General features: G+C 44.9%; 18 protein-coding genes and 1 riboswitch. Of the genes, 13 read left to right on the top strand and 5 right to left on the bottom strand.

The window, feature by feature from the left end:
* Positions 1–149 precede the first annotated feature (149 nt).
* Positions 150–998, top strand: coding sequence for an EamA/RhaT family transporter (locus tag FW759_RS10175; protein WP_446442922.1), 849 nt, complete (start codon positions 150–152; stop codon positions 996–998).
* 160 nt (positions 999–1,158) lie between these two features.
* Positions 1,159–2,049 (top strand): fructose bisphosphate aldolase, encoded by an 891-nt coding sequence (locus FW759_RS10170; RefSeq protein WP_062843537.1) that lies wholly within the window; start codon positions 1,159–1,161, stop codon positions 2,047–2,049.
* A gap of 95 nt (positions 2,050–2,144) precedes the next feature.
* On the opposite strand, the gene FW759_RS10165 is transcribed toward FW759_RS10170, so the two are convergent.
* Positions 2,145–5,861, bottom strand: a complete 3,717-nt coding sequence (locus FW759_RS10165) for an autotransporter domain-containing protein (RefSeq protein WP_446442921.1) — start codon at positions 5,859–5,861, stop codon at positions 2,145–2,147.
* 211 nt (positions 5,862–6,072) lie between these two features.
* Positions 6,073–8,220, bottom strand: coding sequence for a phosphomethylpyrimidine synthase ThiC (thiC, locus tag FW759_RS10160; RefSeq protein ID WP_446442920.1), 2,148 nt, complete (start codon positions 8,218–8,220; stop codon positions 6,073–6,075).
* A gap of 236 nt (positions 8,221–8,456) precedes the next feature.
* Positions 8,457–8,586, bottom strand: a riboswitch (TPP riboswitch).
* A gap of 254 nt (positions 8,587–8,840) precedes the next feature.
* Between thiC and pstS the strand changes: the two genes are divergently transcribed.
* The 5 genes from pstS (at position 8,841) to phoU (ending at position 14,085) form a co-directional block, all read left to right on the top strand.
* Complete coding sequence (gene pstS, locus FW759_RS10155; RefSeq protein WP_095569349.1) at positions 8,841–10,019, top strand: phosphate ABC transporter substrate-binding protein PstS; 1,179 nt, start codon at positions 8,841–8,843, stop codon at positions 10,017–10,019.
* Between the two features lie 217 nt (positions 10,020–10,236).
* Complete coding sequence (pstC, locus tag FW759_RS10150; protein WP_062843540.1) at positions 10,237–11,190, top strand: phosphate ABC transporter permease subunit PstC; 954 nt, start codon at positions 10,237–10,239, stop codon at positions 11,188–11,190.
* 70 nt (positions 11,191–11,260) lie between these two features.
* On the top strand, positions 11,261–12,166 hold the full coding sequence (pstA, locus tag FW759_RS10145; RefSeq protein ID WP_062843541.1) for a phosphate ABC transporter permease PstA: 906 nt from the start codon (positions 11,261–11,263) through the stop codon (positions 12,164–12,166).
* 84 nt (positions 12,167–12,250) lie between these two features.
* Positions 12,251–13,186, top strand: coding sequence for a phosphate ABC transporter ATP-binding protein PstB (pstB, locus tag FW759_RS10140; protein ID WP_099046687.1), 936 nt, complete (start codon positions 12,251–12,253; stop codon positions 13,184–13,186).
* A gap of 107 nt (positions 13,187–13,293) precedes the next feature.
* Positions 13,294–14,085 (top strand): phosphate signaling complex protein PhoU, encoded by a 792-nt coding sequence (phoU, locus tag FW759_RS10135; RefSeq protein ID WP_446442919.1) that lies wholly within the window; start codon positions 13,294–13,296, stop codon positions 14,083–14,085.
* 123 nt (positions 14,086–14,208) lie between these two features.
* Here the strand turns inward: phoU and FW759_RS10130 are convergent, their stop codons facing one another.
* Together FW759_RS10130 and argH are read right to left on the bottom strand one after the other, a co-directional pair.
* Entirely contained in the window at positions 14,209–14,499 is a 291-nt protein-coding gene (locus FW759_RS10130; protein WP_062843543.1) for an oxidative damage protection protein, read from the bottom strand.
* A 330-nt stretch (positions 14,500–14,829) separates the two neighbouring features.
* Entirely contained in the window at positions 14,830–16,203 is a 1,374-nt protein-coding gene (gene argH / locus FW759_RS10125; RefSeq protein WP_443530262.1) for an argininosuccinate lyase, read from the bottom strand.
* 377 nt (positions 16,204–16,580) lie between these two features.
* Between argH and FW759_RS10120 the strand changes: the two genes are divergently transcribed.
* The 6 genes from FW759_RS10120 (at position 16,581) to FW759_RS10095 (ending at position 22,337) form a co-directional block, all read left to right on the top strand.
* On the top strand, positions 16,581–17,468 hold the full coding sequence (locus FW759_RS10120; protein ID WP_446442918.1) for a histidine kinase: 888 nt from the start codon (positions 16,581–16,583) through the stop codon (positions 17,466–17,468).
* Positions 17,469–17,692: 224 nt separating this feature from the next.
* Positions 17,693–18,430: a response regulator gene (locus FW759_RS10115; protein ID WP_131395947.1), complete on the top strand. Its 738-nt coding sequence runs from the start codon at positions 17,693–17,695 to the stop codon at positions 18,428–18,430.
* 223 nt (positions 18,431–18,653) lie between these two features.
* Positions 18,654–19,688: a hydroxymethylbilane synthase gene (gene hemC, locus FW759_RS10110; RefSeq protein ID WP_446442917.1), complete on the top strand. Its 1,035-nt coding sequence runs from the start codon at positions 18,654–18,656 to the stop codon at positions 19,686–19,688.
* Between the two features lie 84 nt (positions 19,689–19,772).
* Positions 19,773–20,732 (top strand): uroporphyrinogen-III synthase, encoded by a 960-nt coding sequence (locus FW759_RS10105; protein ID WP_446442916.1) that lies wholly within the window; start codon positions 19,773–19,775, stop codon positions 20,730–20,732.
* Between the two features lie 62 nt (positions 20,733–20,794).
* Positions 20,795–21,796: a hypothetical protein gene (locus FW759_RS10100; RefSeq protein WP_446442915.1), complete on the top strand. Its 1,002-nt coding sequence runs from the start codon at positions 20,795–20,797 to the stop codon at positions 21,794–21,796.
* 49 nt (positions 21,797–21,845) lie between these two features.
* Complete coding sequence (locus FW759_RS10095) at positions 21,846–22,337, top strand: acyl-CoA thioesterase (protein ID WP_446442914.1); 492 nt, start codon at positions 21,846–21,848, stop codon at positions 22,335–22,337.
* Between the two features lie 115 nt (positions 22,338–22,452).
* On the opposite strand, the gene ribBA is transcribed toward FW759_RS10095, so the two are convergent.
* A complete protein-coding gene (ribBA, locus tag FW759_RS10090) occupies positions 22,453–23,565 on the bottom strand; it encodes a bifunctional 3,4-dihydroxy-2-butanone-4-phosphate synthase/GTP cyclohydrolase II (protein WP_446442913.1) in 1,113 nt (370 codons plus the stop codon).
* Between the last annotated feature and the right edge of the window lie 118 nt (positions 23,566–23,683).

Raw genomic sequence — 23,683 nt, 5'->3', positions numbered from 1 at the left:
ACCTGAGAATCTTTATTCTAGGCTCATAAAATTTATACCAGCAGCATATGGCTGTCGATGTATCGATCTCATTTCTAAATCACGATATAAATGACTCAATATATAAATAGTCATCATACGAAAATGGCGGCTTTAAAAGGTAGAAGTAAATGATGTATTTAACGATGGCGGTACTCTGTAGTGTCGCTGTGTCAGTATTGCTAAAAATATTACGGCAAAAACAGATAGACATTCGTCAAACTATTGTTGCTGGTTATCCAGTGGCCTTTTTGTTGACTTGGTTTTTATTAAAACCAGACCTTGGCGCAATCAATACACTTGGCGATGCATGGGGCGTCATTATTGCACTTGGTATCATACTGCCGACTGTGTTCATCTTACTTGGACGTGCCATTGAAGCCGTCGGCATGGTGGCAACTGATGCCGCGCAGCGTTTATCTTTGATCATTCCGATTGTGGCCGCTTTTTTATTATTTGGTGAAGTATTGACGGGTACACGTGTTTTCGGATTGGCCTTGGGGTTCTTAGCACTCGGCGCTTTGGTATATCGCCCACAGTCTGGCAGCATCAATAAAGTAGCCAAAAATACGCCACTCTGGCTGTTGGGCGTATGGCTCGGCTATGGGATCGTCGATATTTTATTCAAGCAAGTTGCCAAGCATGGAACGGCTTTTCCACTCACGCTGTTTGTCAGTTTTGGTTTGGCAGGACTGCTATTGTTTGGGTATCTATTGCTCACTCGCGTACGCTGGCAAGGGGAAGCGCTTGCAGCAGGGCTACTCTTAGGAGCGCTTAACATGGGAAATATTTATGCCTATGTTCGCGCCCATCAAGTATTGTCCGAATCACCAAGTATTGTCTTTACAGGTATGAACGTTGGTGTCATTGCGGTCGCTACCGTGATCGGTGTTGGTGTATTTAAAGAGACGCTCAATCGCGTTAACATCGTCGGTCTATTGCTTGCGGTTTGTTGTGTGGGTGTTTTGTTTTTGGCCTAAAAATAGAATCCAGTTTTATAAAAGCGTTAACGTATCGTATATAGGCAGGCAGAGTGTCCTATGCTAAGGTTAGCTAAAAATAGTGAGGCTTATAGCACTAATAATAAGCCAATCATTTGTGACCTTTGACTTCAATAGATAAAAATAGGATGCACTCTCAATGGAATACGAAAAACAATTACAACGTATCAAAAACGGTTCAGGTTTTATTGCAGCACTCGATCAAAGTGGCGGCAGCACCCCAAAGGCACTAGAAAACTATGGTGTCAATGGCGATGCTTATGACAGTGACGAAGCGATGTTTGATTTGGTGCATGAGATGCGCGCGCGTATCATAACCTGTGATGCTTTTGACAATGAGCGTGTGCTTGGTGCGATTTTATTTGAAGACACGATGGAGCGCGAGGTCAACGGCAAATCGACTGCCAACTATCTTTGGGAAGACAAAAATATCGTCCCATTTTTGAAGGTAGATAAAGGTTTGGCTGAGCAAATGAATGGGGTGCAAGTCATGCGTCCCATGCCAGAGTTAGACCAATTGTTGGACAAGGCCAAAAATTATCCAGTATTTGGCACCAAAATGCGTTCTGTTATTTATGAGCCAAGCGTGGATGGTATCGAGCTGGTCGTACAGCAACAATTCGATGTAGCAAAGCAAATTATCTCAAAAGGCTTGATGCCGATTGTTGAGCCAGAAGTGGACATTAATAGTGATAAAAAACACGAGAGTGAGTTGATACTTAAAACCAGTATTTTGCATAATCTAGAGCGTTTGAATGACGATCATCAAGTGATGCTCAAACTGACGTTACCGGAAGAAGCAGGATTTTATCAAGAGTTGATTGATCATCCAAAAGTACTCAAAGTGGTCGCATTATCTGGTGGTTATAGTCGTAGCGAGGCGTGCGCCAAGCTCAAGCAAAACCCCGGTATGATTGCCAGCTTCTCACGTGCTTTCACTGAAGGCTTGAGCAAACAGCAAAGCGATGAAGCCTTTGCTAATACGATTGATACTTCCATCCAAGAGATTTATGAGGCATCGAAGGTTTAGGTAAGTAGTAATCTCATTTCTTTAAGCTAATTTGTGAAAAAGCCCGAACCTAGTAATTAGGTTCGGGCTTTTTTATGCTAAAAATATATTAAGCTTTAAAAGGTGGTTTGAAGCGCGATACTAGCACCTTGGTCATCATAATTCTCGCGCCACTCACTGCGATAGCCGGCAGATAAGGTGGTTTTAAGCGTAGGCATGTAGCTGATGCCAATACCTACGATACCAATCTCACGTCCAACTTCTTGTCCAATCGTTGTAAAACTATCATTTGGCATACCAACGAAGTTCGCAGTGATGTCTGAGTGCTGATCACCATTTTCGATAGCGGCTGCTAACTGTCCTGTAATAGCAAACTGCGGCGTAAGATACTGTGACATTTTTAGACCTGCCGTCCAGCGCATGGACTCATATCTGTTTTCATCAACGTTTAAGTTATAAACGCCAGCGCCTGTTTCACGATAGCTATCGCTCTTCGCTTGCGCATAATTTACTTTTGCAAATGGTGTTACATGACGCTGTTCACTACCAATGCGATGATCGACACCCAATCCCGCTCGTAAGGTATCGACATCGTAGTCAGAACGAGCAACAGCATTAGTCAGGATGGACAAATGACGCTCGCCTTTAACTGAGCTTCTACCAGCGCCAATATGGAAATTCACATCTGTGGCATCACTCGCTCCATAATTACCGTAGCCTAAGACCTGCCAATTTTTGGCAGTCAGTTTATGATCCAGACGGCTACCATCAGTATCGGCATCAGTGTCAATATAAGACACTGCTAAGCCTAAATTAAGGTCGCTATTTATTGGTGTATCTAAACCAGCAATAGCGCCATAGCTATCTGCTTCATAGCCTGTCACTCCGTTTTCGGCGTCATGACTGCCTGTATTACCGATCAGTTTCGCCCAAACATTTCGCTCGGTTGTAGTAGCGCGATGCTCAGTAACAGCCTCACTTGCCGCATAATTAGTATCTGTAATGATACGATTGGCTGCACCCATGAATAATGGTTGCAGTTGGTTGGCAGCGACTGCCAACTGATTTTGATTAAAATTGGTGGTTGAACTAATAAGTGCTTTAGCCAGATCATTATCGCCATTTACAATTTGATCTTGAATGGCTCGGTCTAGCGCGTAAGCAATACCGACATCATTACGTTGTGATTGAGTATTGACTGACTCTACAAAGGTAGTATCAGTAACTGGCGGCTCAGGCGTAACTACTGGCGGCTCAGGTGTGACTACTGGTGGTTCAGGTGTGACTACTGGTGGTTCAGGTGTGACTACTGGCGGTTCAGGCGTGACTACTGGTGGTTCAGGTGTGACTACTGGTGGTTCAGGTGTGACTACTGGCGGTTCAGGTGTGACTACTGGCGGTTCAGGTGTGACTACTGGCGGCTCAGGCGTGACTACTGGTGGTTCAGGTGTGACTACTGGTGGTTCAGGTGTAACTACTGGCGGCTCAGGCGTGACTACTGGCGGTTCAGGCGTGACTACTGGCGGTTCAGGCGTGACTACTGGTGGAGTAGGTGCGCCCATTTTTAGATGAACGGCATTAGGATCACTATAGTCTGCATAGAAGTTTACTAATGGGCTATTATCGCTTACTTGTGTAAACTCACCTACGCGAGTCGTGGCTTTTACAATATCCTTCCATTCATTATTGCCGGACAAGTTAGCAACTGCTTCTGAGGCATTGACTTCTAACTGACCTTGACTGATATTGGCTCTTCCTTGAACAACCAACTGACCGTAATCATCAAGCGTGTTTAATCCAATTCCCAAGATTTCGCCATCTCTCATGGTATAGTTGCCATCAAGACGTAGTGTTCCCTGATTGATATTAGTAGCGCCTGTCCATTGTTTGGCAGTTGTCGCCATAGCTAGTAAGCCAGTGCCTTCTTTGGCAAAGTCACCTGCACCAGTGATAACAGCACTATTAACTACCTTCGTATTAAAGCCTTGCGTGTCTATATTAGCACCGCCTGCTTTGACGTTAATGCTACTTTCACCAAAACCGCCAAAGCCATTAAATAGAGCATCTTGATCGGCTGTCAAGCGCAAAGTACCACCATCAAAATTAACTACGGAATTTGAAGTGGCACTAGTAGCGCGCACGAGTGACTCAGTTGACAATACGCCCTTACTATTTAGATTGACAGTGGCTGAGCCATTATTACCGACTACTAAATCTTTGGTAGCAAAGGTACTATTACTGCTGATATCCAATGACCCTGCTGCACTAATATCTTCACCTAAATGAGTAGATTCAGCAACTTCCACTCTACCATTATTGTCAAGAGTTAAAGTACCGCTACCACTGCCACCTATTGAAAGGTTATCGGTAGTTAGCGCTGAGTCAGCATCAGTGACATTGACAATACCTCGACCCATACCTTGTAGGCCAATGACTGTTAAGTCAGCAGTTACCTTGCCACCTTTGGCAATATCTAACTGTCCGTTATTATTAAAGCCAACTTGTAGTTCTTTACTATCCATGGTAGAGCCCGCATCACTGATACTGACGCGATTTTCGTTGTTGCCTATACCTTGACCTAAACGCACAATATCATTAGCCGACGCTTTGGCACCTTGAGCGACGCTAAGACTGCCTTGACCATTATTACCTATGATGATATTTTCGCTAATAAGTGCACTGTTATTGCCCGTTACTTCAATCAAGCCTTCACCTGAGAACTCATCTCCTATGATACTTGAATTATCTATAGTTACCTTGGCACCATCTTGAATTTTTAAAGTACCGTTACCGCTTTGAGCGATAGTAATCTCTGGTGCTATTAATACAGAGTCTGTACCTTTGACGTCGATAGTCCCATCACTGTCTCGGACAAGGCCTGTACCTGCAGCTATTGTACTAGTTACTTTGGCACCATTACTGATGATCAACAAACCTGTGCCTCTACCGCCAGAAACAATTCGCGCTGCTGTAGCCGTAGTGCCGCTGCCATCGACAGTAGCAGTACCGTTACTACCAACGCCAATACCAACACCAATATCACTAGTGGCTGTTAGTTTGGCCGAGTCGTTGACCACTAAAGTGCCTTCGCCTGTATCACCGACTATAATTCTATCAGTGCTTAAGCTGGAACCTGCACCTGTGATAGTAATCTGACCTTTAGAGTCGCTAGCGATGCCAGCACCTACCTCAGACTGAAACTTGCCAGCTGCGCCATTTTTTATTGTCAGAGTACCTTCGCCCTCATCGCCTACTAAGATGGACTTACCGTTGAATACGGTATTTTTATCCGTCAAAGTCATATTAGCGACGCTACCTACTTCTAATCCCAAAACGGTTAAATCATTTATCGTAATATTAGCACCGTTTTGTGCGGTCAGCTCAGCCTGACCCTCTTCAGAGATAGTAAGGAATTCGGCGTTCAGTGAGCTACCAGCGCCGTCAAGGGTAACGACACTAACGCTATCAGGTCTTACTGCCAGACTAATGAGATCATTTGAGACCACGCTACCAGCAGTATTGATATTTAGAGCAGCGGCGTCTGCAAACCCAAATACCATCTCACTACCAGTGACTTTAGAGCCATTGCTGACTGTTACGACTTCATCCACAGCAAAACTACTCGGCAAAGCTGTTGTTGCGCCATCATCATAAGTCACATCAGCCAGTGCTGAGCCAGAAGCGCAAAGCATCGCTACCGCCAATGGAGTTAATAAAAGCTTGCTCGCTACTTGAGACTTACCAGAAGACTTACCACGAGATTTGGCAAGTTCAGACACGCATTGATAAACACCTAGAGAATGATTAAAAACAATACGATAGACATGATTCATAAATGGACCTTATTAGTAGATGATGAGGACATAACAATTGCTTGTAAAGTTACCCGTATCTTACTCCAAGTAATGGTTTTGTCTATCTATTTTTACACAAATGTTTATATGTTAGATTCCATATATAAGATAAATATTGCATTACTCATTAAAAAAGCTCGAACCTAACAACTAGGTTCGAGCTTTTTTAATATTTTTATACTAGCGTCTATTAAACTTCTTTATATAGCTGACGTCCTTCCTTATTGTATTTTTCTGTCATCTCCGCCATACCTTGGCGGACTTCCTCAACGCTGGCTTCGCCAACTTGCCCAACAAGTTCCGTATCTACTTCTTTAATCAGATGATCGGCATCGGTCAAATCTCCTGATTGCGGCGCAACTTTTTCGTTAGCTACTTTTTTGTCAGTGGCCTTTGTATTCAATCCTGCTGCATACTCACGCACATTTTGTGTGATTTTCATCGAACAAAATTTCGGTCCACACATTGAGCAAAAGTGCGCAGATTTATGCGCGTCTTTTGGCAAGGTTTCATCGTGGAACTCTCGCGCCGTATCTGGATCAAGTGCGAGGTTGAACTGATCGTCCCAGCGGAACTCAAAGCGGGCTTTTGACAAGGCGTTGTCACGCGCTTGTGCACCAGGATGACCTTTGGCAAGGTCGGCGGCATGAGCAGCGATCTTATAGGTGATGATACCGTCTTTGACATCTTTTTTATTGGGCAGACCTAAATGCTCTTTTGGCGTGACATAACAAAGCATTGCTGTGCCAAACCAGCCAATCATCGCCGCGCCAATCGCGCTGGTGATATGGTCATAACCGGGAGCGATATCAGTCGTCAAAGGCCCCAAGGTATAAAAAGGTGCATCGGCACATAGCTCAAGCTGTAAGTCCATATTCTCTTTAATACGGTTCATCGCTACGTGCCCAGGCCCTTCGATCATCACCTGTACATCATGCTTCCAAGCCACTTGAGTCAACTCGCCAAGTGTCTGTAGCTCACCAAATTGCGCCTCATCATTGGCATCTTGCAAGCAGCCAGGACGTAGGCCATCGCCCAAACTAAACGCCACATCATACTGCTTCATAATCTCGCAGATATCTTCAAAATGCGTGTATAAGAAGCTCTCTTTATGATGAGCCAAGCACCACTGTGCCATGATAGAACCGCCACGTGACACAATACCCGTCAAGCGCTTGGCGGTCAGTGGGACGTAGCGAAGCAGGACGCCTGCGTGAATGGTAAAGTAATCTACCCCTTGCTCAGCTTGTTCGATCAAGGTGTCGCGAAAAATCTCCCAGGTCAAATCTTCTGCCACGCCATCGACTTTTTCCAACGCTTGATAGATGGGCACCGTACCGATAGGTACAGGCGAGTTGCGAATGAGCCATTCGCGCGTTTCATGAATATGATTGCCCGTTGATAAATCCATGATGGTATCGGCGCCCCAGCGCGTCGCCCATGTCATCTTTGATACCTCTTCATCAATAGAAGAGCCAAGCGCTGAGTTGCCAATATTGGCATTGATTTTTACCAAAAAATTGCGCCCGATAATCATCGGCTCGGATTCAGGGTGATTGATGTTATTTGGGATAATAGCGCGTCCTGCTGCCACTTCACTGCGCACAAACTCAGGTGTGATGGTTTTGGGTGTATTGGCACCAAAGCTTTCGCCATCATGTTGGCGTGTATCCGTCAGCTCGTGCTGCTTTTGCGTCTCGCGAATGGCGATATATTCCATCTCAGGGGTGATGATGCCGCGGCGCGCGTAATACATTTGCGTGACATTGCCTGACAAGCCGTTGCCTGTTTTGGCACGGCGCGGCTTATCAATATGAGCAAATCTTAGGTTAGCGGTACTAATATCACGTGCGCGCGCTTGTCCGTATGAGCTGGATAAACTGCTGAGCTGTTCGGTATCGCCGCGCTCTGCAATCCAGTGTTCGCGCAGTTTTGGCAAGCCACGGGTGAGGTCAATATCGACATTGGGGTCGGTATAAACGCCGGAGGTGTCATAGACATAAAATGGCGGGTTTTTTTCCCAATTCGCCTCATCTGTGCCTTGAATAGGGGTTGGATCAAGAGAAATTTCGCGCATCGGTACTTGAATATCAGGACGCGAGCCTTCGATATAGACTTTACGAGATGCGGGGAGAATGCGATGAAGGTCACGGGCGTCTTCTTCAAAACGCGCATCACTTGCCGTACGATGAGCAGGGGTTTTTAGCGCCTCAGATTTTTTATCGGATTTGCTGCTGGTCTCATCTATAGTTGTCGGCTTAACAAGCGCGTCACTATTTGGAGTATGGACTTGAGGGTTTTGAGTGTTTGTCGTTGTCTGAATATTTGAAGGTTTCATATGCTGTCCTAGCGTGTTGGTTTTTGAATAAAATCAACACCGCCAGTAGCTGCGGGGTAAAGCCATGTGACATGAACAAATACAATCAAAAAGCAAACGTACACCCGAAACGAGACGTAGTGAGTCACTAAAAGGTTGATGGACACAAATTATTAGCGCCATACACCGGTAAAAAAACCGCTGTCAAACATTGGCAATAATAAAAAGGCATTTCTGCGCGCCCTTTGTACATATAGAACATAGGCTTAAGACTTCCCTGCGTCGGTACTAACCGCATCAGGTTCGGCGGGTGATCTCTCAGCGAATGTATAAAGGCAACTGTTTGGTAAAACAGGCCAATATGACACCGCACCCCGAGTCTGTCAGTGTTGTAAATCAACTTCATACTAGCAAAATTCTGTCATAACGGCTAATGGTATTTAAAGAAAACCTCGGGCTCGAAAAACCATTGCCTTATGTACTGAGCTTATAAAGGCAGGCAGAAGGGAATAATGCGCTGTTATGGCCCAAACTAAAAGATTAAAGTCATTGTCATTAAACTGTCATAAAAACTTGTCACTATAGCTCGCATGTCACAAACAATGTTTTTTTGTATCGTTGTCAAACTTTAGGAGTCTTACATGCGTTATTCGTTATTAGCAGTGGCCGTCAGCTGTACCTTAGTACTTACGGCGTGTAACAAATCGACCGATACGACAGAGCCGGCTGCTGATACTAGCAGTAGCGCTGCCGCAACGACTGAAACAACTGGCAATGCAACCACCAGCACAGCATCTGCTGCTACTTCAGGGTTCAAGTCTGCTGAAAACATTGCCATGAACATCACTGGCGCAGGTGCTTCTTTCCCACAGCCTATCTATGCCAAATGGTCTGCTGACTACAATGCTGATACTGGTGGTCAGGTCAACTACCAATCAATCGGTTCTTCTGGTGGTATCAAACAAATTCAGTCAAAAACAGTCGATTTTGGTGCCTCTGATGCGCCAATGACGCCTGAAGAGCTTGAAGAATCTGGTCTTATCCAGTTCCCAACCGTTATTGGCGGCGTTGTACCAATTGTCAACATCGATGGTGTTGAGCCAGGCGCGCTAAAATTGGATGGTCAGACATTGGCTGATATTTATCTAGGCAAAATCAGTAAATGGAATGACCCAGCTATTGTAGCCATGAACCCAGATTTGACCCTACCTGATGCGGCTATTACTACTGTTTTCCGTTCAGACGGATCAGGTACGACTTTTAACTTCACAGATTATCTCGCCAAAGTGTCACCGGATTGGAACGATACCGTTGGTGTTGATAAAACGGTTAAATGGCCAACCTCTGCGACAGGTGCTGGTGGTAAAGGTAATGAAGGCGTTTCAAGCTACGTTAACCGTATGAAAAACTCTATCGGCTACGTTGAGTATGCTTACGCTAAGCAAAACAACATGTCACATACGGCTCTTAAAAATGCCGCCGGTAACTTTGTACAGCCTTCTGCCGAGACGTTTGCAGCGGCAGGTGACATCGATTGGTCAAAACAAGAAGGCTTTTATAAAGTCATCACCAATTCTGAGACTGCTCAAGCATGGCCAATCGCTGCCGCTACCTTCATCTTGGTACATAAGCAACCAGAGAATCCTCAGCAAGTGGCTGGTGTGTTGAACTTCTTTGATTGGGCATATACCCAAGGCGATGATGATGCCATGGCGTTAGATTACGTTCCTTTCTCTGATACTGCCGTCGCATTATTCAAAGAAAAATGGAATGAAGTGAAAGGTAGTGATGGACAGCCTGTTTATAAGCCTGCTCAGTAATTGACCTACTTTAGAGACTGTTTCATACATCTCTAAACGCCCTCTCAAACCACTATTCTCCGGTAGCGGTTTGAGAGGTTTTATCACAGTGAATTTAAGGACGATGCTGGTGGGTTGTCTCTATAGATAGTTCATCCTACTTTTTAAGTTTACTGTCATAAAACCTGCGTAACCTTTCTAACATTTTGACTTGATCCTATACAACGCTGAGACACTTATGAATGACTTAAGGTCCCAATTGGCCAAACAAAAACGTTACGATACGCTGTTTGTCAATGCAACCAAGGCTTTTGCCATACTGGTACTCCTATCTTTAGGCGGTATTTTAGTCTCCTTAATTATCGGAGCATGGCCCAGCATTCAAGCGTTTGGACTTGGTTTTTATACTAGTAATAACTGGGATACGGTTGCCAATGAATACGGTGCATTGGCGCCTATTTACGGCACGTTGGTGACGTCATTTGTGGCGATTATGATTGCTGTACCAGTCAGCTTTGGTATCGCTATCTTTTTGACTGAGATGTGCCCGAAGTTCTTAAAAAAGCCTTTGGGTATCGCGATTGAGCTTTTGGCCGGTATTCCTTCTATCATTTATGGTATGTGGGGATTATTCGTGTTTGCACCATTTTTTGGCGACCACATTCAGCCATGGTTTATCGAGCATGTGGGGCCTTTGCCTATCATTGGCAAGCTATTCACTGGTGCGCCAATGGGGCTTGGTTTATTTACCGCGTCCTTGGTACTTGCCATCATGATCATTCCTTTTATTGCGGCCACCATGCGCGATGTTTTTTCGGTGGTACCAGACTTATTAAAAGAGTCGGCTTATGGCATGGGTGCCACGACATGGGAAGTCATGTTTAAGATTATCTTGCCTTATACCAAAGCGGGCGTTGTGGGCGGTGTTATTTTGGGATTGGGCCGTGCATTAGGCGAAACCATGGCGGTGACTTTCTTGATTGGTAATGCCTTTAATATTAGCCCAAGCTTATTCACCTCTGGCGTCACGATCACTTCTGCCTTGGCCAATGAATTCGCTGAAGCGTCGAGTGAGCTGCATTTGGCTTCGTTACTCCATTTAGGCTTAATCCTATTTGTCATTACTTTCATCGTCTTGTCCCTTGCAAAGCTGATGCTGATGCGCATGGACAGCAAAGCGGGCAATCGGTAGATAGATATCTGGTTGTTTTGAGAAGTTTTGATGGTTATTGGTATTGACAAAAAAACGGGACACAAACTTTATGCTTTCTAACAATACAATCAATGCGCCACTACCAGCGAATACAGGCTTTGAAGGTCGTTACAACCGAAGTCTCTATAACAAGCGCCGCTGGGCCAATAAGATTGGTTTGGGCTTTGCCATGTCGGCGATGGTGTTTGGTTTGTTTTGGCTGTTTTGGATTTTGTTCACGCTTTTTATCGAAGGCTTTCAGGGCCTTATACAACTGCCTGTATTTACCGCCGATACACCGCCGCCAATGAGTGTTGGTGGTTTACGCAATGCCATTGTTGGTTCAGTCATGTTGGCGTTTTCAGGGTTGTTAATTGGCGCTCCGATTGGGCTGATGACGGGTATTTATTTGTCTGAGTTCTCTCAAGGGAGTATGCTTGGCAAAGTGACACGTTTTTTAAATGATATCTTATTGTCGGCACCCTCTATTGTGATTGGTCTGTTTATCTATGCACTGATGGTAAAAGGTCAAAATTTCTCTGGTTGGGCAGGTGCGTTGGCATTGGCGCTGATTGTCATTCCTGTGGTTGTACGTACCACCGAAAATATGCTCAATCTGGTGCCCAATAGTATTCGTGAAGCCGCTTATGCACTTGGAACACCCAAGTGGAAAATGGTGACGCAAGTAACCATCAAAGCCGCCAAAGCGGGTCTCACTACAGGGGTGTTACTAGCCTTTGCGAGAATTACAGGTGAAACGGCTCCTTTGCTATTTACTGCGCTGAACAATCAATATTTCAGTACCGACATGAGCCAACCACTGGCTAACTTACCCAACACCATTTATCAGTTTGCAATGAGTCCTTACGAAAACTGGCATACGTTGGCATGGGCAGCGGCACTTCTCATCACCGCCTCGGTCTTGGTATTGAACGTGACAGCCAGATTCATCGGCGCTAGAGGTCAGGTAAAATAAAACCTGACCACAGCTTACTGACAATAGATAGTAAGCATTACTTGAACTTATATGAATTTTAATTGAGCTAGGTTGGATAAGACTATGAATGACGTCATAAGCAAAGTTCGCAAAAATAAGACGGCTGATCGCTTCAATGAGGCAACAGACACTAAGACAACCGGCAACCTATTGAATAGAACCAAGTCTACTAGCGGACAAAAAGAGCAACCAGATATCGCCAGTCTGACCAAGCAAACGCTTCATGACATTCCTAAGAATATGCCACCTGCCAAACTGCAGATTCGTGACTTAAATTTTTATTATGGTGATTTTAAAGCCCTAAAAAATATCAATATCGACATTCCAGATAAAAAAGTGACGGCCTTTATCGGCCCTTCAGGGTGTGGCAAATCGACGCTATTACGTACTTTTAACCGCATGTATGATCTGTACCCAGGTATGCGCGCAGAAGGCAATATTAATCTCGATGGCAAAAACATCTTAGACAAAGACATCGATGTGAACTTGCTGCGCGCTCAAGTTGGCATGGTGTTTCAAAAACCAACGCCATTCCCGATGTCGATCTATGACAATGTTGCGTTTGGCGTGCGCCTGTATGAAAAATTGAGCAAAGCGGAGCTGGATAATCGTGTGGAGTGGGCACTCAGAAAATCGGCATTGTGGCCGGAAGTAAAAGACAAGCTAAAGGCATCTGGATTGTCATTATCAGGTGGTCAGCAGCAGCGTCTATGTATCGCTCGCAGCGTCGCTACCAAACCTGAAGTATTGTTACTTGATGAGCCTACATCAGCGCTAGATCCTATCTCGACGGGCGCTATTGAGGATTTGATCGAAGATTTAAAAAACGACTATACCATTGCTATCGTGACTCATAACATGCAACAAGCCGCACGGGTATCGGATTATACGGTTTACATGTATTTGGGCGATATGATTGAGATGGGTGAGACTGATCAGATATTTACCAAACCCAATCAAAAAGCGACAGAAGACTATATTACGGGTCGTTATGGTTAAGGACAAGGTTTGAGCAGGCAGGGGTGTTCGGCACGTTTTATGAACTGATGGGTTCGGCTCAAAAGCACCTTCGCTATTAAAAGTATAGATTTTAGGGAATTCTTCTGATGCAAAGTGAAAAGCATATCTCAAAAAGTTTCGACCAAGATCTCGATGAAGCCATCCGTCTGTTTTTATACATGGGTGATAGCGCGGCCAACCAAGTTGCCAAAGCCATCCACGCGCTGATTGATAAAGATGAGACACTGGCACAAGAAGTCATTGATATGGACTTCGACATCAATCGTATGGAAGTGGATTTGGATGAGCATATTTTGCTATTGGTTGCCAAACGCCAGCCTGCTGCCAGTGATTTACGCTTAGTGATGTCTATCAGTAAAGGGGTGGTTGATTTAGAGCGCATCGGGGATGAAGCTGTCAAGATTGCTCAAATGGCCAAAAAGATCGCCGCACAAGGTAAATCCTCTTATGGTTATGCTGAGGTTCAGCACCTGAGCAACCAAGTTCGCCTTATGCTGCACAATGCGTTAGAAGCTTTTGGTCAGTCAAATGCTGAGCAAGCGTTTGAAGTCATGCGCAATGATGACGTGGTCAATGATGAGTATCAATCAGCCATTCGTGCCTTGATGACCTACATCATGGAAGATTCGCGTCATGTATCAAAAGTGATTAATATCATGTGGGTCTTGCGCGCGCTTGAACGAATCGGCGATCATGCACAAAACGTGGCTGAGCTCGTCATCAACTATATCAGCGGTCAAGATGTGCGTCATTCCGACTACACCAAAGTCGAAAAAGCCGTCCAAGAAGCCAATGATCGAATGGCAGCGCGTCAAGTAGGCACTGTGTCAGCCATGTCGTTGACGGATATTGCCACATCAAACCGTGACGAGGAATAAAAGTTCGCTTGCCAATGTTTTTGGTAGCATTATTTTTCGCAGCGTTATATTTAGCTCATAAAAAAACGCGCTATCAATGAGTGTATAGCGCGTTTTTTATGAAATGTAATCAACGAGTACCCATTAGCTTTCTGGCGTCCAGCCTTGGGCGCGCTCATAGTCTTCGTTATCTAAAAACTTATCACGTTGTTCTGTTAAGAATTTTTTGGCTTCAGGATCCATCATGCTCAAGTGATTTTCGTTAATCAGCATGGTCTGATGCTCAAGCCATTCTTTCCACGCCTTGTCAGATACCGTCTCTTGTAGCTCCTGACCTTTTTTGTTAGGGAAAGGCGGATGCGGCATTTTTGGTAATTCTTGCTTATATTTACGGCAAAACACGGTATTGGCTTGCGGATTAAATGTCTCAGTCATAAGGCGTTCCTTATTTATTATAGTAAGTGGTCAAATCAGATAAATTCATTGGTCTATGATAACGGTCTTGGCAGATTTAGCAAAGGGTATCTGGTGTATACAGCCAATCTTAAACAAAATAAATAAACCCATAACAACGTACTTTCGGAATAATTGTTACTTGCCGTGCGTACGCAGGTAGAGGCTGCGAGAACTTATTCCAATATTAGCAGCACGGTGTTTTTATGGTGAATTGACTATAGTTTGCAGGCGGTATGACACATAAAAAACACCCGCTATTGAGACGGGTGTTTTTTATATTAAGATACAGCAGACTGTGTTATCGATATATTAAGCAAACGCTTTTAAACGCGCACGGCCATTGACTACGGCTTGCTTGACTTGGTTAGGCGCGGTACCGCCCAAATGATCACGAGCTGCCAATGAGCCTTCTAACGTTAGGTAATCAAAAACATCATCACCAATGGCATCGCTGAACTGTTTGAGCTGTGCCAAAGACAAGTCGCTCAAATCAACGCCCTCTGCGATACCCAAAGCGACCGCATTGCCGACCACTTCGTGGGCATCACGGAACGCCACACCATTACGTACCAGATAATCTGCTAGATCAGTGGCAGTTGCATAACCTTTCATAGTAGCAGCACGCATATTTTCCTTATTCGGTGTGATATTCGGCAGCATATCAGCAAAGGCAAGTAGCGAACCCGTTAACGTATCTACGCAATCAAAAAGAGGTTCTTTGTCTTCTTGGTTGTCTTTATTATAAGCAAGTGGCTGGCTTTTCATTAGGCTCAGTAAGGTCATGAGTTGACCGAACACACGCGCGGCTTTACCACGTACTAACTCAGGTACATCCGGGTTTTTCTTTTGCGGCATGATAGAGGAGCCAGTGCAGAAGCGATCCGGTATTTGTACAAAGTTAAATTGCGCTGACATCCAAAGAATGATTTCTTCGCTCATGCGCGACATATGCATCATGAGAATAGAAGCCGCTGAGGTAAACTCAATGGCAAAATCACGGTCTGAGACGGCATCAAGCGAGTTTTGGCAAATGCCTTCAAAGCCTAATAACTCAGCCGTAATGGTACGATCGATAGGGAAGGTCGTACCAGCAAGGGCAGCGCTGCCAAGTGGCATCTGGTTGATACGGCGACGTGCATCGACGAGGCGTTCGGTATCGCGATATAGCATCTCAAACCATGCCATGACATGATGACCGAAGCTAACAGGCTGCGCGGTTTGTAGGTGGGTGAAGCCTGGCATGATGGTGTTGGTGTGTTGTTCCGCCAGATCAAGCAGCCCGCTTTGCAGACGTACCAATAGTGCAATGATGTTGTCTGTCTCTTCACGTAACCAAAGACGGATATCAGTGGCGACTTGATCATTACGGCTACGTCCAGTGTGTAGCTTTTTGCCGACCGAACCGATAATGTCTGTTAAGCGTGATTCAACGTTCATGTGTACGTCTTCGAGCGCGATTGACCAGTTGAAGTCACCCGCTTCAATCTCACGCAACACTTGCTGGAGACCCTCGATAATGGTGGCAACTTCCTCAGCAGTCAAAATGCCACACTCTTTAAGCATAGTCGCGTGAGCGATTGAGCCTTGGATATCGTGACGTGCAAAGCGTTGATCAAAACCAACAGAGGCGGTAAAAGCGGCCACAAAACTGTCGGTTGCTTCACTAAATCGGCCACCCCACATCTGCTGGCCCTGACTACCTGCAGTGGTGCTTTGCGAAGCAGTATTGGTTATAGAAGCTTCTGTGCTAGAATCAGGAGCAGAAACGTTTACATTTGATTCAGGATTACTATGGTTTGAAGAATTGGCATTCATATCGGTACAGGACAAGTCAAGAGAATAAGAACTCAAGTATAGCAAAGGATGAGGTTACCTTACTAGCGGAGCGCTTAGAGTTTTTTATTCCCAAGCTCATGGAAATCATGAGACCTTGGCAGTGGCTACTGTACATCTTTTTTTGGTCTTTGTTCGTGACCGTGATGGAACGCCATGGCTTAGCCACTTGGTCAGATTTTCTGATCAAATTTTTTTGTAGGTTTGTTCAAAACGTTTTAATCGTCATGCCTTCACTATATCTGGTTGACTACCTTCGACCCATTTTTAAAAACGCCAGTATTTCAAGCGTGACTATACGTGTCGTCTTACTAATGATGCTGGCTTCTGTCATATCCATGACTTTGGTGATGCTGGTCATGGTAAATATGGGCTGGGAAGAATACGATTTACAAGCGTTTGTCTTCAGTGTGCTGTTTGATACGTTGTTCACAGGCGGCTTCACCTTAGTGTTTTTACTCTACTTTTTGCGTATTCATCGTGAGCTTAATGCGCTCAAGTCCTCGTTCGAGTATAAGTTGGCCACACAAAACGACATAATAAAAGCCCGTATCGCCCCCCATTTTTTCTTTAATACGCTCAACACCCTCACTTCGCTCATAGAATCCCACCCAGCAAGAGCTTCTCTATTATTACAACACGTTTCTGCGCTGTTCCGTGCCAGTTTTACAGGCGCGCATGAAGTCAGTTTTGAAGAAGAAATCGCCCTTTGTGAGCATTACTTAGCCATTGAATCCAGTCGTTTAGCAGATAAGCTTGAAGTAAGCTGGCAGCTGCCTGACGAGGATGTCATGTATGACATGGTTATCACGGCGCTCACGTTACAAAGTGTGCTAGAAAAAATGCTGATTAATGTGGTCGAAATGACCACTGAGACCATATACATAGATATTAAAGTGACGTGGGAGCAGCATCGAGTTGTCACGATTATCAGTGTTGATCTACCCAAAAAGACACTGATTGTGAATCATAATTTGCGCCAACATATGGATTTTCATATTCAAACGGAGCGCTTACGTGCCTATTTTGGTCACAGCTCAGATATTAAAAGTATCATTACCAGTACCCAAATCATCACTGTCATGGACTATCCGTTACATGACGTCAGTTTATGACCCTTTTACATCATAAAATTCCTTCTTTATTTGCGCCAAAAATGCGCATGGCACACTTATTGCATTCCTTATAATAAACTTACTAGTAATAGAAACATATTGACTATACCAAGGATGAGTACATTCGGGCCCTCCGTATTCAAGGATTGAGCTTTTGCCTCAGATAATAGTTAGTAATTGCTAGTAGAGACATATATTCAGTCTGCCCGAAGATAGGAGTTTACATGCGTATCGTAGTTTGTGATGATGAGCCGCTAGCGCGTGAGCGTTTGGTCCGAATTGTCCAAGAGTCAGGTCATGAGGTCGTTGCTCAAGCAACAACAGGAGCAGAGGCCATTATTGCTGTCAAAAGTAAGCAGCCAGACATTATACTGTTAGACATTCGTATGCCTGAAATGGACGGTGTACATTGTGCGCAAGAGCTTGCGAAACTTGAACACCCGCCAGCGATTATATTTGTTACCGCTTATGACCATTATGCGATAGCAGCGCTCAAGGCCAGTGCGATTGGTTATTTATTAAAGCCTGCCAATAAAGATGAGTTATTAGAAGCGTTGAATAAAGCCAAAAACCTAAACGCTGCTCAGTTAAATGAGATTCGTAAGCTTGAAAACCCAGCAGCCCGACCAGTACGTGAACACATTGCTGCTCGTACTCATCGAGGGGTTGAGCTGATTAAATTTAAAGACATCTACTATTTTACGGCCGATCAAAAGTATGTCAAAGTACGTCACAAGGGTGGGGTAGTACTGATCGACGAAACATTAAAAGAGCTAGAGCAAGAGTTTGGTGATCGACTTTTCCGCGTGCATCGTAATGCGATTATCAATCTCAGTTTTTTAGATTTTTTAGAGACGCTGGATGCAGGGCAGTATCAGATACGCTTTAAAGGAATCGCTGAGACATTGGCAGTTAGCCGTCGTCACCTGCCTGCGCTGCGCGATAAAATCCAAAGCATGTAACCTTTGATACCCATATCGACATCATCATCCCATATCATCAAACCCTTATTTATGCTTAAATAGGGGTATTTTTTTGTGTCAGTATTTACAGTGAGTGACGGATATTGCCCATGAACTGTGGCAAATTATTCATATTTCTAAGTATTGAAATTTTTAAGTGCTGATATTTGAATATTGGTATCTACGTACTGACATTATAGTATCAAATTTATCGAGGTCCTTTATGAGCAACCCGCAGCAATCTGCTTTGACTACCTTAACGATTGCCACCCGTCAGAGTCCATTGGCATTATGGCAAGCTGAGCATATTCGTGCTCGTCTGCTCGAGATGTACCCTGAATTGACAATTCAATTACTAAAAATTGTCACTAAGGGTGACAAGATTTTGGACACACCTTTGGCCAAAATTGGCGGGAAAGGTTTATTTGTCAAAGAGCTTGAACAAGCTTTGTATGATAAACAGGCAGATATTGCCGTGCATTCCTTAAAAGATGTGCCGATGCAGTTACCAGAAGGTCTAACATTGGGTGTCTACTGTAAGCGTGCGTCACCCACCGATGCTTTTGTCTCAAATACTTATGAGAGCATTGATGAGTTGCCACAAGGTGCCATTGTTGGGACATCAAGCTTGCGCCGCCAGTGTCAAATCAAAGCCTATCGTCCGGATTTACAGATAAAAACGTTGCGCGGTAATGTGGGTACTCGTTTGGGTAAATTAGATGCAGGCGAGTATGATGCCATTATTTTAGCGACCAGCGGGTTACAGCGTATTGAGTTGAATGAGCGTATACGTGGTGAGCTTGATATCGATGCTTGCTTACCTGCCGTTGGGCAAGGTGCCTTGGCGATTGAATGCCGTGAAGGCGATGATGAGGTATTAAAGCTATTAGCGCCGTTAAATGATGATAAAGCTCGCATTCGACTCATTGCAGAGCGTGCACTAAACCGTCATTTAGACGGCGGTTGTCAGGTTCCCATTGCCGCTTATGCGGTGCTCCAAATGGCTGATGAAACCGATGCCAACAATGATCACAATAGTGATAACGGTAATAATGACGGTGGTAACGTACTATGGCTACGTGGCCGAGTGGGAGCAGCAGACGGTAGTCAGCTGTTAAAAGCAGAGAAGCGGGTGACATTGGTTGGCGCACAGGCTGATTTAGAAATACAGGCCAATCAGTTGGGTATCGACGTTGCCAAGAAGTTACTTGCTGATGGCGCAGGTGATATTTTATCAGCGATTTATCACCCTGAATAAGATGTGAGCCATCTGGTCATAAACCGTTATACATATCGGCCTTTGAGTGAACCGATTTTATCAGTCTTTTACCATGGTACTCGTATGTTATCGTCCACCGATCTTAAGTCCATAGACGCCTGCCAGTCCATCAGCCAAGCACTATCTGCGCCGCAATTGGTCATCAATACACGACCAGTAGAGCGTGCGGCGCCATTGACACAGTGCTTACAAGCAGCAGGGTTGACCGTGATTGACATGCCAATGTTGACATTGCAGTCACGGGCCATGACCGATGGCGATATGATGACGATGCGTCAATGGTTAGCAGGCGCGTACAAGGCACTTGTGGTTGTCAGTCCCACTGCTGCCGCATCAGGTTTGGCAGCTTGGCAAGCGCTTAAATGTGAAGCACAAGACGATAGCGAGCAGCAAGTAGACAAGGTGGCATGTGAGACTTTAGCTGTACCAAGTCCTCTTATTGCTGTTGGTGACGCCACTGCTGCGGTTTTGAAGCGTGCCAAGTTAGACACGACAAACTACCAAGTACGTCAACCCAAAATTGCAAACAACGAAGGCATGCTGGCTATGCCTGAAATTGAGCGTCTGCAAGCGGGAGACAAGTTACTGATATGGCGCGGTCTTGGTGGACGACGATTGTTAGTCGATACGTTACAAGCGCGCGGTGTCCATATCGATAGTATTGCTTGGTATGAGCGTGTCATGCCAATTGAGGCAACAGCGCAGTATCAGCAGTGGCTACAAGAGTACATACAGCATAATGTTTCGAGGCATCATACGCCGCAAAATATTACGTCATCCAGCCAGCCCAAGCCTATTGTTATTGTCAGTAGCGGGACTGCTTTTGAACATTGGACGACTGTGGTTAATGAAACCGCAAAGAACGCTGTGATACCAAATATGGCACTGACATTGTCAGACTTCTCCTATGTTGTATTAGGTGAGCGTTTGACGCATTGGGTAGCAAAACAGCAATTAACGCATTGGCGTGTGGATGATTTGTCACCCGAAACCATTTTGACTGCTATAGTCTCAAACACTTAACACTTACTTGTTTATTTACTTGCGATAAATATGTTCACATTTATCCATAACGGTACTGCCTTATGCCCATGAATTCTGAATCGTTATCTAAGGAACCTTCTGCTGTACAACAGCGCCGGCAAGCGACTATGTTTTTGCTGAGATTGCAGTGGGTGGTCATTTTATTACTGATTGCTGCATTATTGGCGTTATATATTAGCCAACAGCGTTTTCAGAAAAACATCAATGAGCGCTTGCAAAGTAATGAACACGTCGTTGGACGTCTCAATGAGATGGATGATCGAATCTTTGCAATGAGCCAGCAAACATTGCCAGAGCCAAGTACGGTGGCCAGTAGCCAAGCTCAGAACCAGTTAGATTTATTGCGTATTCAAACCAAAGCGGCGGATCGGTTGCTGGTGGACAATAATAGCAGTGCGGCGATAGAGTTGCTGCGAGGTCTACATTGGCAGCTTTCTCAAAGCAACAATGAGATTGCGCCAGCTCTCACCGTTGTCATCAAGCAAAGCTTGATAAAAGACATTGAGCGCTTGCAAGCCAAAAGTGCTCAGCCCAGCCCTTGGCAACTACAAAACCTTGCTATCCAAAATATGCAAGATTTTTTGCATGATTATGAGCGGACCATGACCGCCAATGCGCTCAGTCGAAGTGCTGACAATAAAATGAGCCTAACGCGTCAGCAACTGGTGATCCACGAAGTTATTATGACCTTGAACTTGGCGATTCAGGCGAGCAATATGCGCGAACGAGAGCAGTTGATTGTCTATTTGGGGCAAGCGCGCAATCAACTACAAGCCTTAGTGTCGCAAGATTTGCTGTCGCGAAGCACCGTGCCACAAATGTCAGCACCGGCGTCAAAAGCCAAAAAAGCCACTACTAATGGGGATTCAAAAAATTCTGATTTGGACGTTGAGACTGAAGTATATGACGAAGGTCGTTTACAAACCAAATCGTCTCCTACGGATATTCCAGAAGTGGTAGATGGTTTGGATCAGTTGATTGCCAATGCGCCGAAAACAACGCCATTATTAACCACCCAGATTTTAGAAAAGTCGCAACGTTGATCGCCAATGCGCTAGCGCTATATTGATGAAAAATAAGAGACAGGACACTATGGATCGTTTTGAACAAACCGCAAATCTCACTTCTGACATTTTAGATGGCGATTATCCTAAAGAGTTGGCACATTATCCCATCATGCATCAACAGCCTATACATTGGGGTGAGATGGACGCCTTTAACCACTTAAATAATGTGGTCTACTATCGTTATGCTGAATCTGCACGGATTGGCTATTTGCAAGCGTTAGGGATGTTTGACGGTAGTATGGTCACAGTATTAGCGCAATCAAGTTGCCAATACTTGCGCCCGGTCACCTATCCAGACACTTTATTGCTGGGGGTGCGTTGCCAGCGTTTGGGCACTACCAGTATCGTGATGGAGTACAGCTATTATAGCACCGCACAAAAAGTCATCGTTGCGACAGCCGAAGCAGTTATAGTACGTTTAGAGAGTAATGGTAAAGACAAACTGCCTTGGACAGAAGCAGAGCGTGAACGGTTGTTTGCATTAGAGGGAAAGGTTGGTCACCTACCTAAGACTTGAAGTAAGAGAAATTTTGATCAGTCAAAAAATAAACGTATTGAATAAGAAAAGGCACGCCAACTTTGATGGGCGTGCCTTTTTTCTGCTTGCTCTTCACTTACCTATGCAAAATCGATCAATCTTGGTTTGGTGAATGAACAAAATCCACCACATTTAGCTCAAAGCCTGATAAGGCATAAAACTTCATGGGCGATGATAATAGACGCATGTCACGAACCCCAAGATGGCGTAATATCTGCGCGCCTACCCCAATGCTACGATACGGCTGCTTGGTAATGGTCGATGACGGCTGATTGGTTGAAGCGTTGTCTAGTGCCTCTCCCAAATCAACGGGCTGATGACTACCGACCCAAACCAATACCCCACGATCTGACGCACTGATTTCTTGTAGCGCCGATTGCACACTCCAACCACCGCGACCAGTAGTGTCGTTTTTGGCAGCGAACAAATCACGCAATGGATGGAAGCCATGTACACGTACCGTGCTGACGCCTTCGCTCACATCACCTTTGACCAAGGCCAAATGCGTTTCATCAGCGCCAAACTCGCGGAAACGATGCAGCGTAAAGGTGCCATATTCGGTTTCAAAAGGATAGGTTTCAACCTCTTCTACCGTTTGCTCATTGGCGATACGGTAATTAATAAGGTCAGCAATCGTTCCTATCTTGATATCATGCTCTTTTGCAAATATCTCAAGATCATCACGGCGCGCCATCGTACCATCGGCATTGATGATCTCTACAATCACGGCGGCTGGCTCAAGGCCTGCCAATCGTGCCAAATCACACCCAGCTTCAGTGTGACCAGCGCGATGAAGGACGCCGCCATTTTGTGCCATGATCGGAAAAATATGTCCAGGCTGAACGATGTCTTCTGGTTTTGCTGAAGAAGAAACGGCCGCTTGAATGGTGCGCGCACGATCAGCGGCAGAGATACCAGTCGTGACCCCTTCCGCCGCTTCAATAGACACCGTAAAGTTGGTACTAAATTTGGCTTCGTTGCGATCAGACATCAGTGGCAACGCCAACTGTTGACAGCGGGCTTGCGATAAGGTCAGACAGACCAAGCCACGAGCATGGGTAATCATAAAATTAATGTCGTCAGGACGCACATGGGTCGCTGCCATGATGATATCGCCTTCATTCTCGCGGTCTTCGTCATCCATCAAGATGACCATTTTACCAGCACGAATGTCTTCGATAATCTCAGGAATCGTATGTAAACTCATAGTAAATCTCAATATTTTATTATTTATAAATCAGTGTGATTTGGAATATAAAAAGCTATCTGACTATTGTAGCAGCAGATGGCAAAAAGCACTGTTATGGTTAAGCAAAATACGTTGT

Source organism: Psychrobacter sp. 1176_08, assembly GCF_052850615.1.
This window is presented reverse-complemented; position numbering and strand designations above follow the sequence as displayed.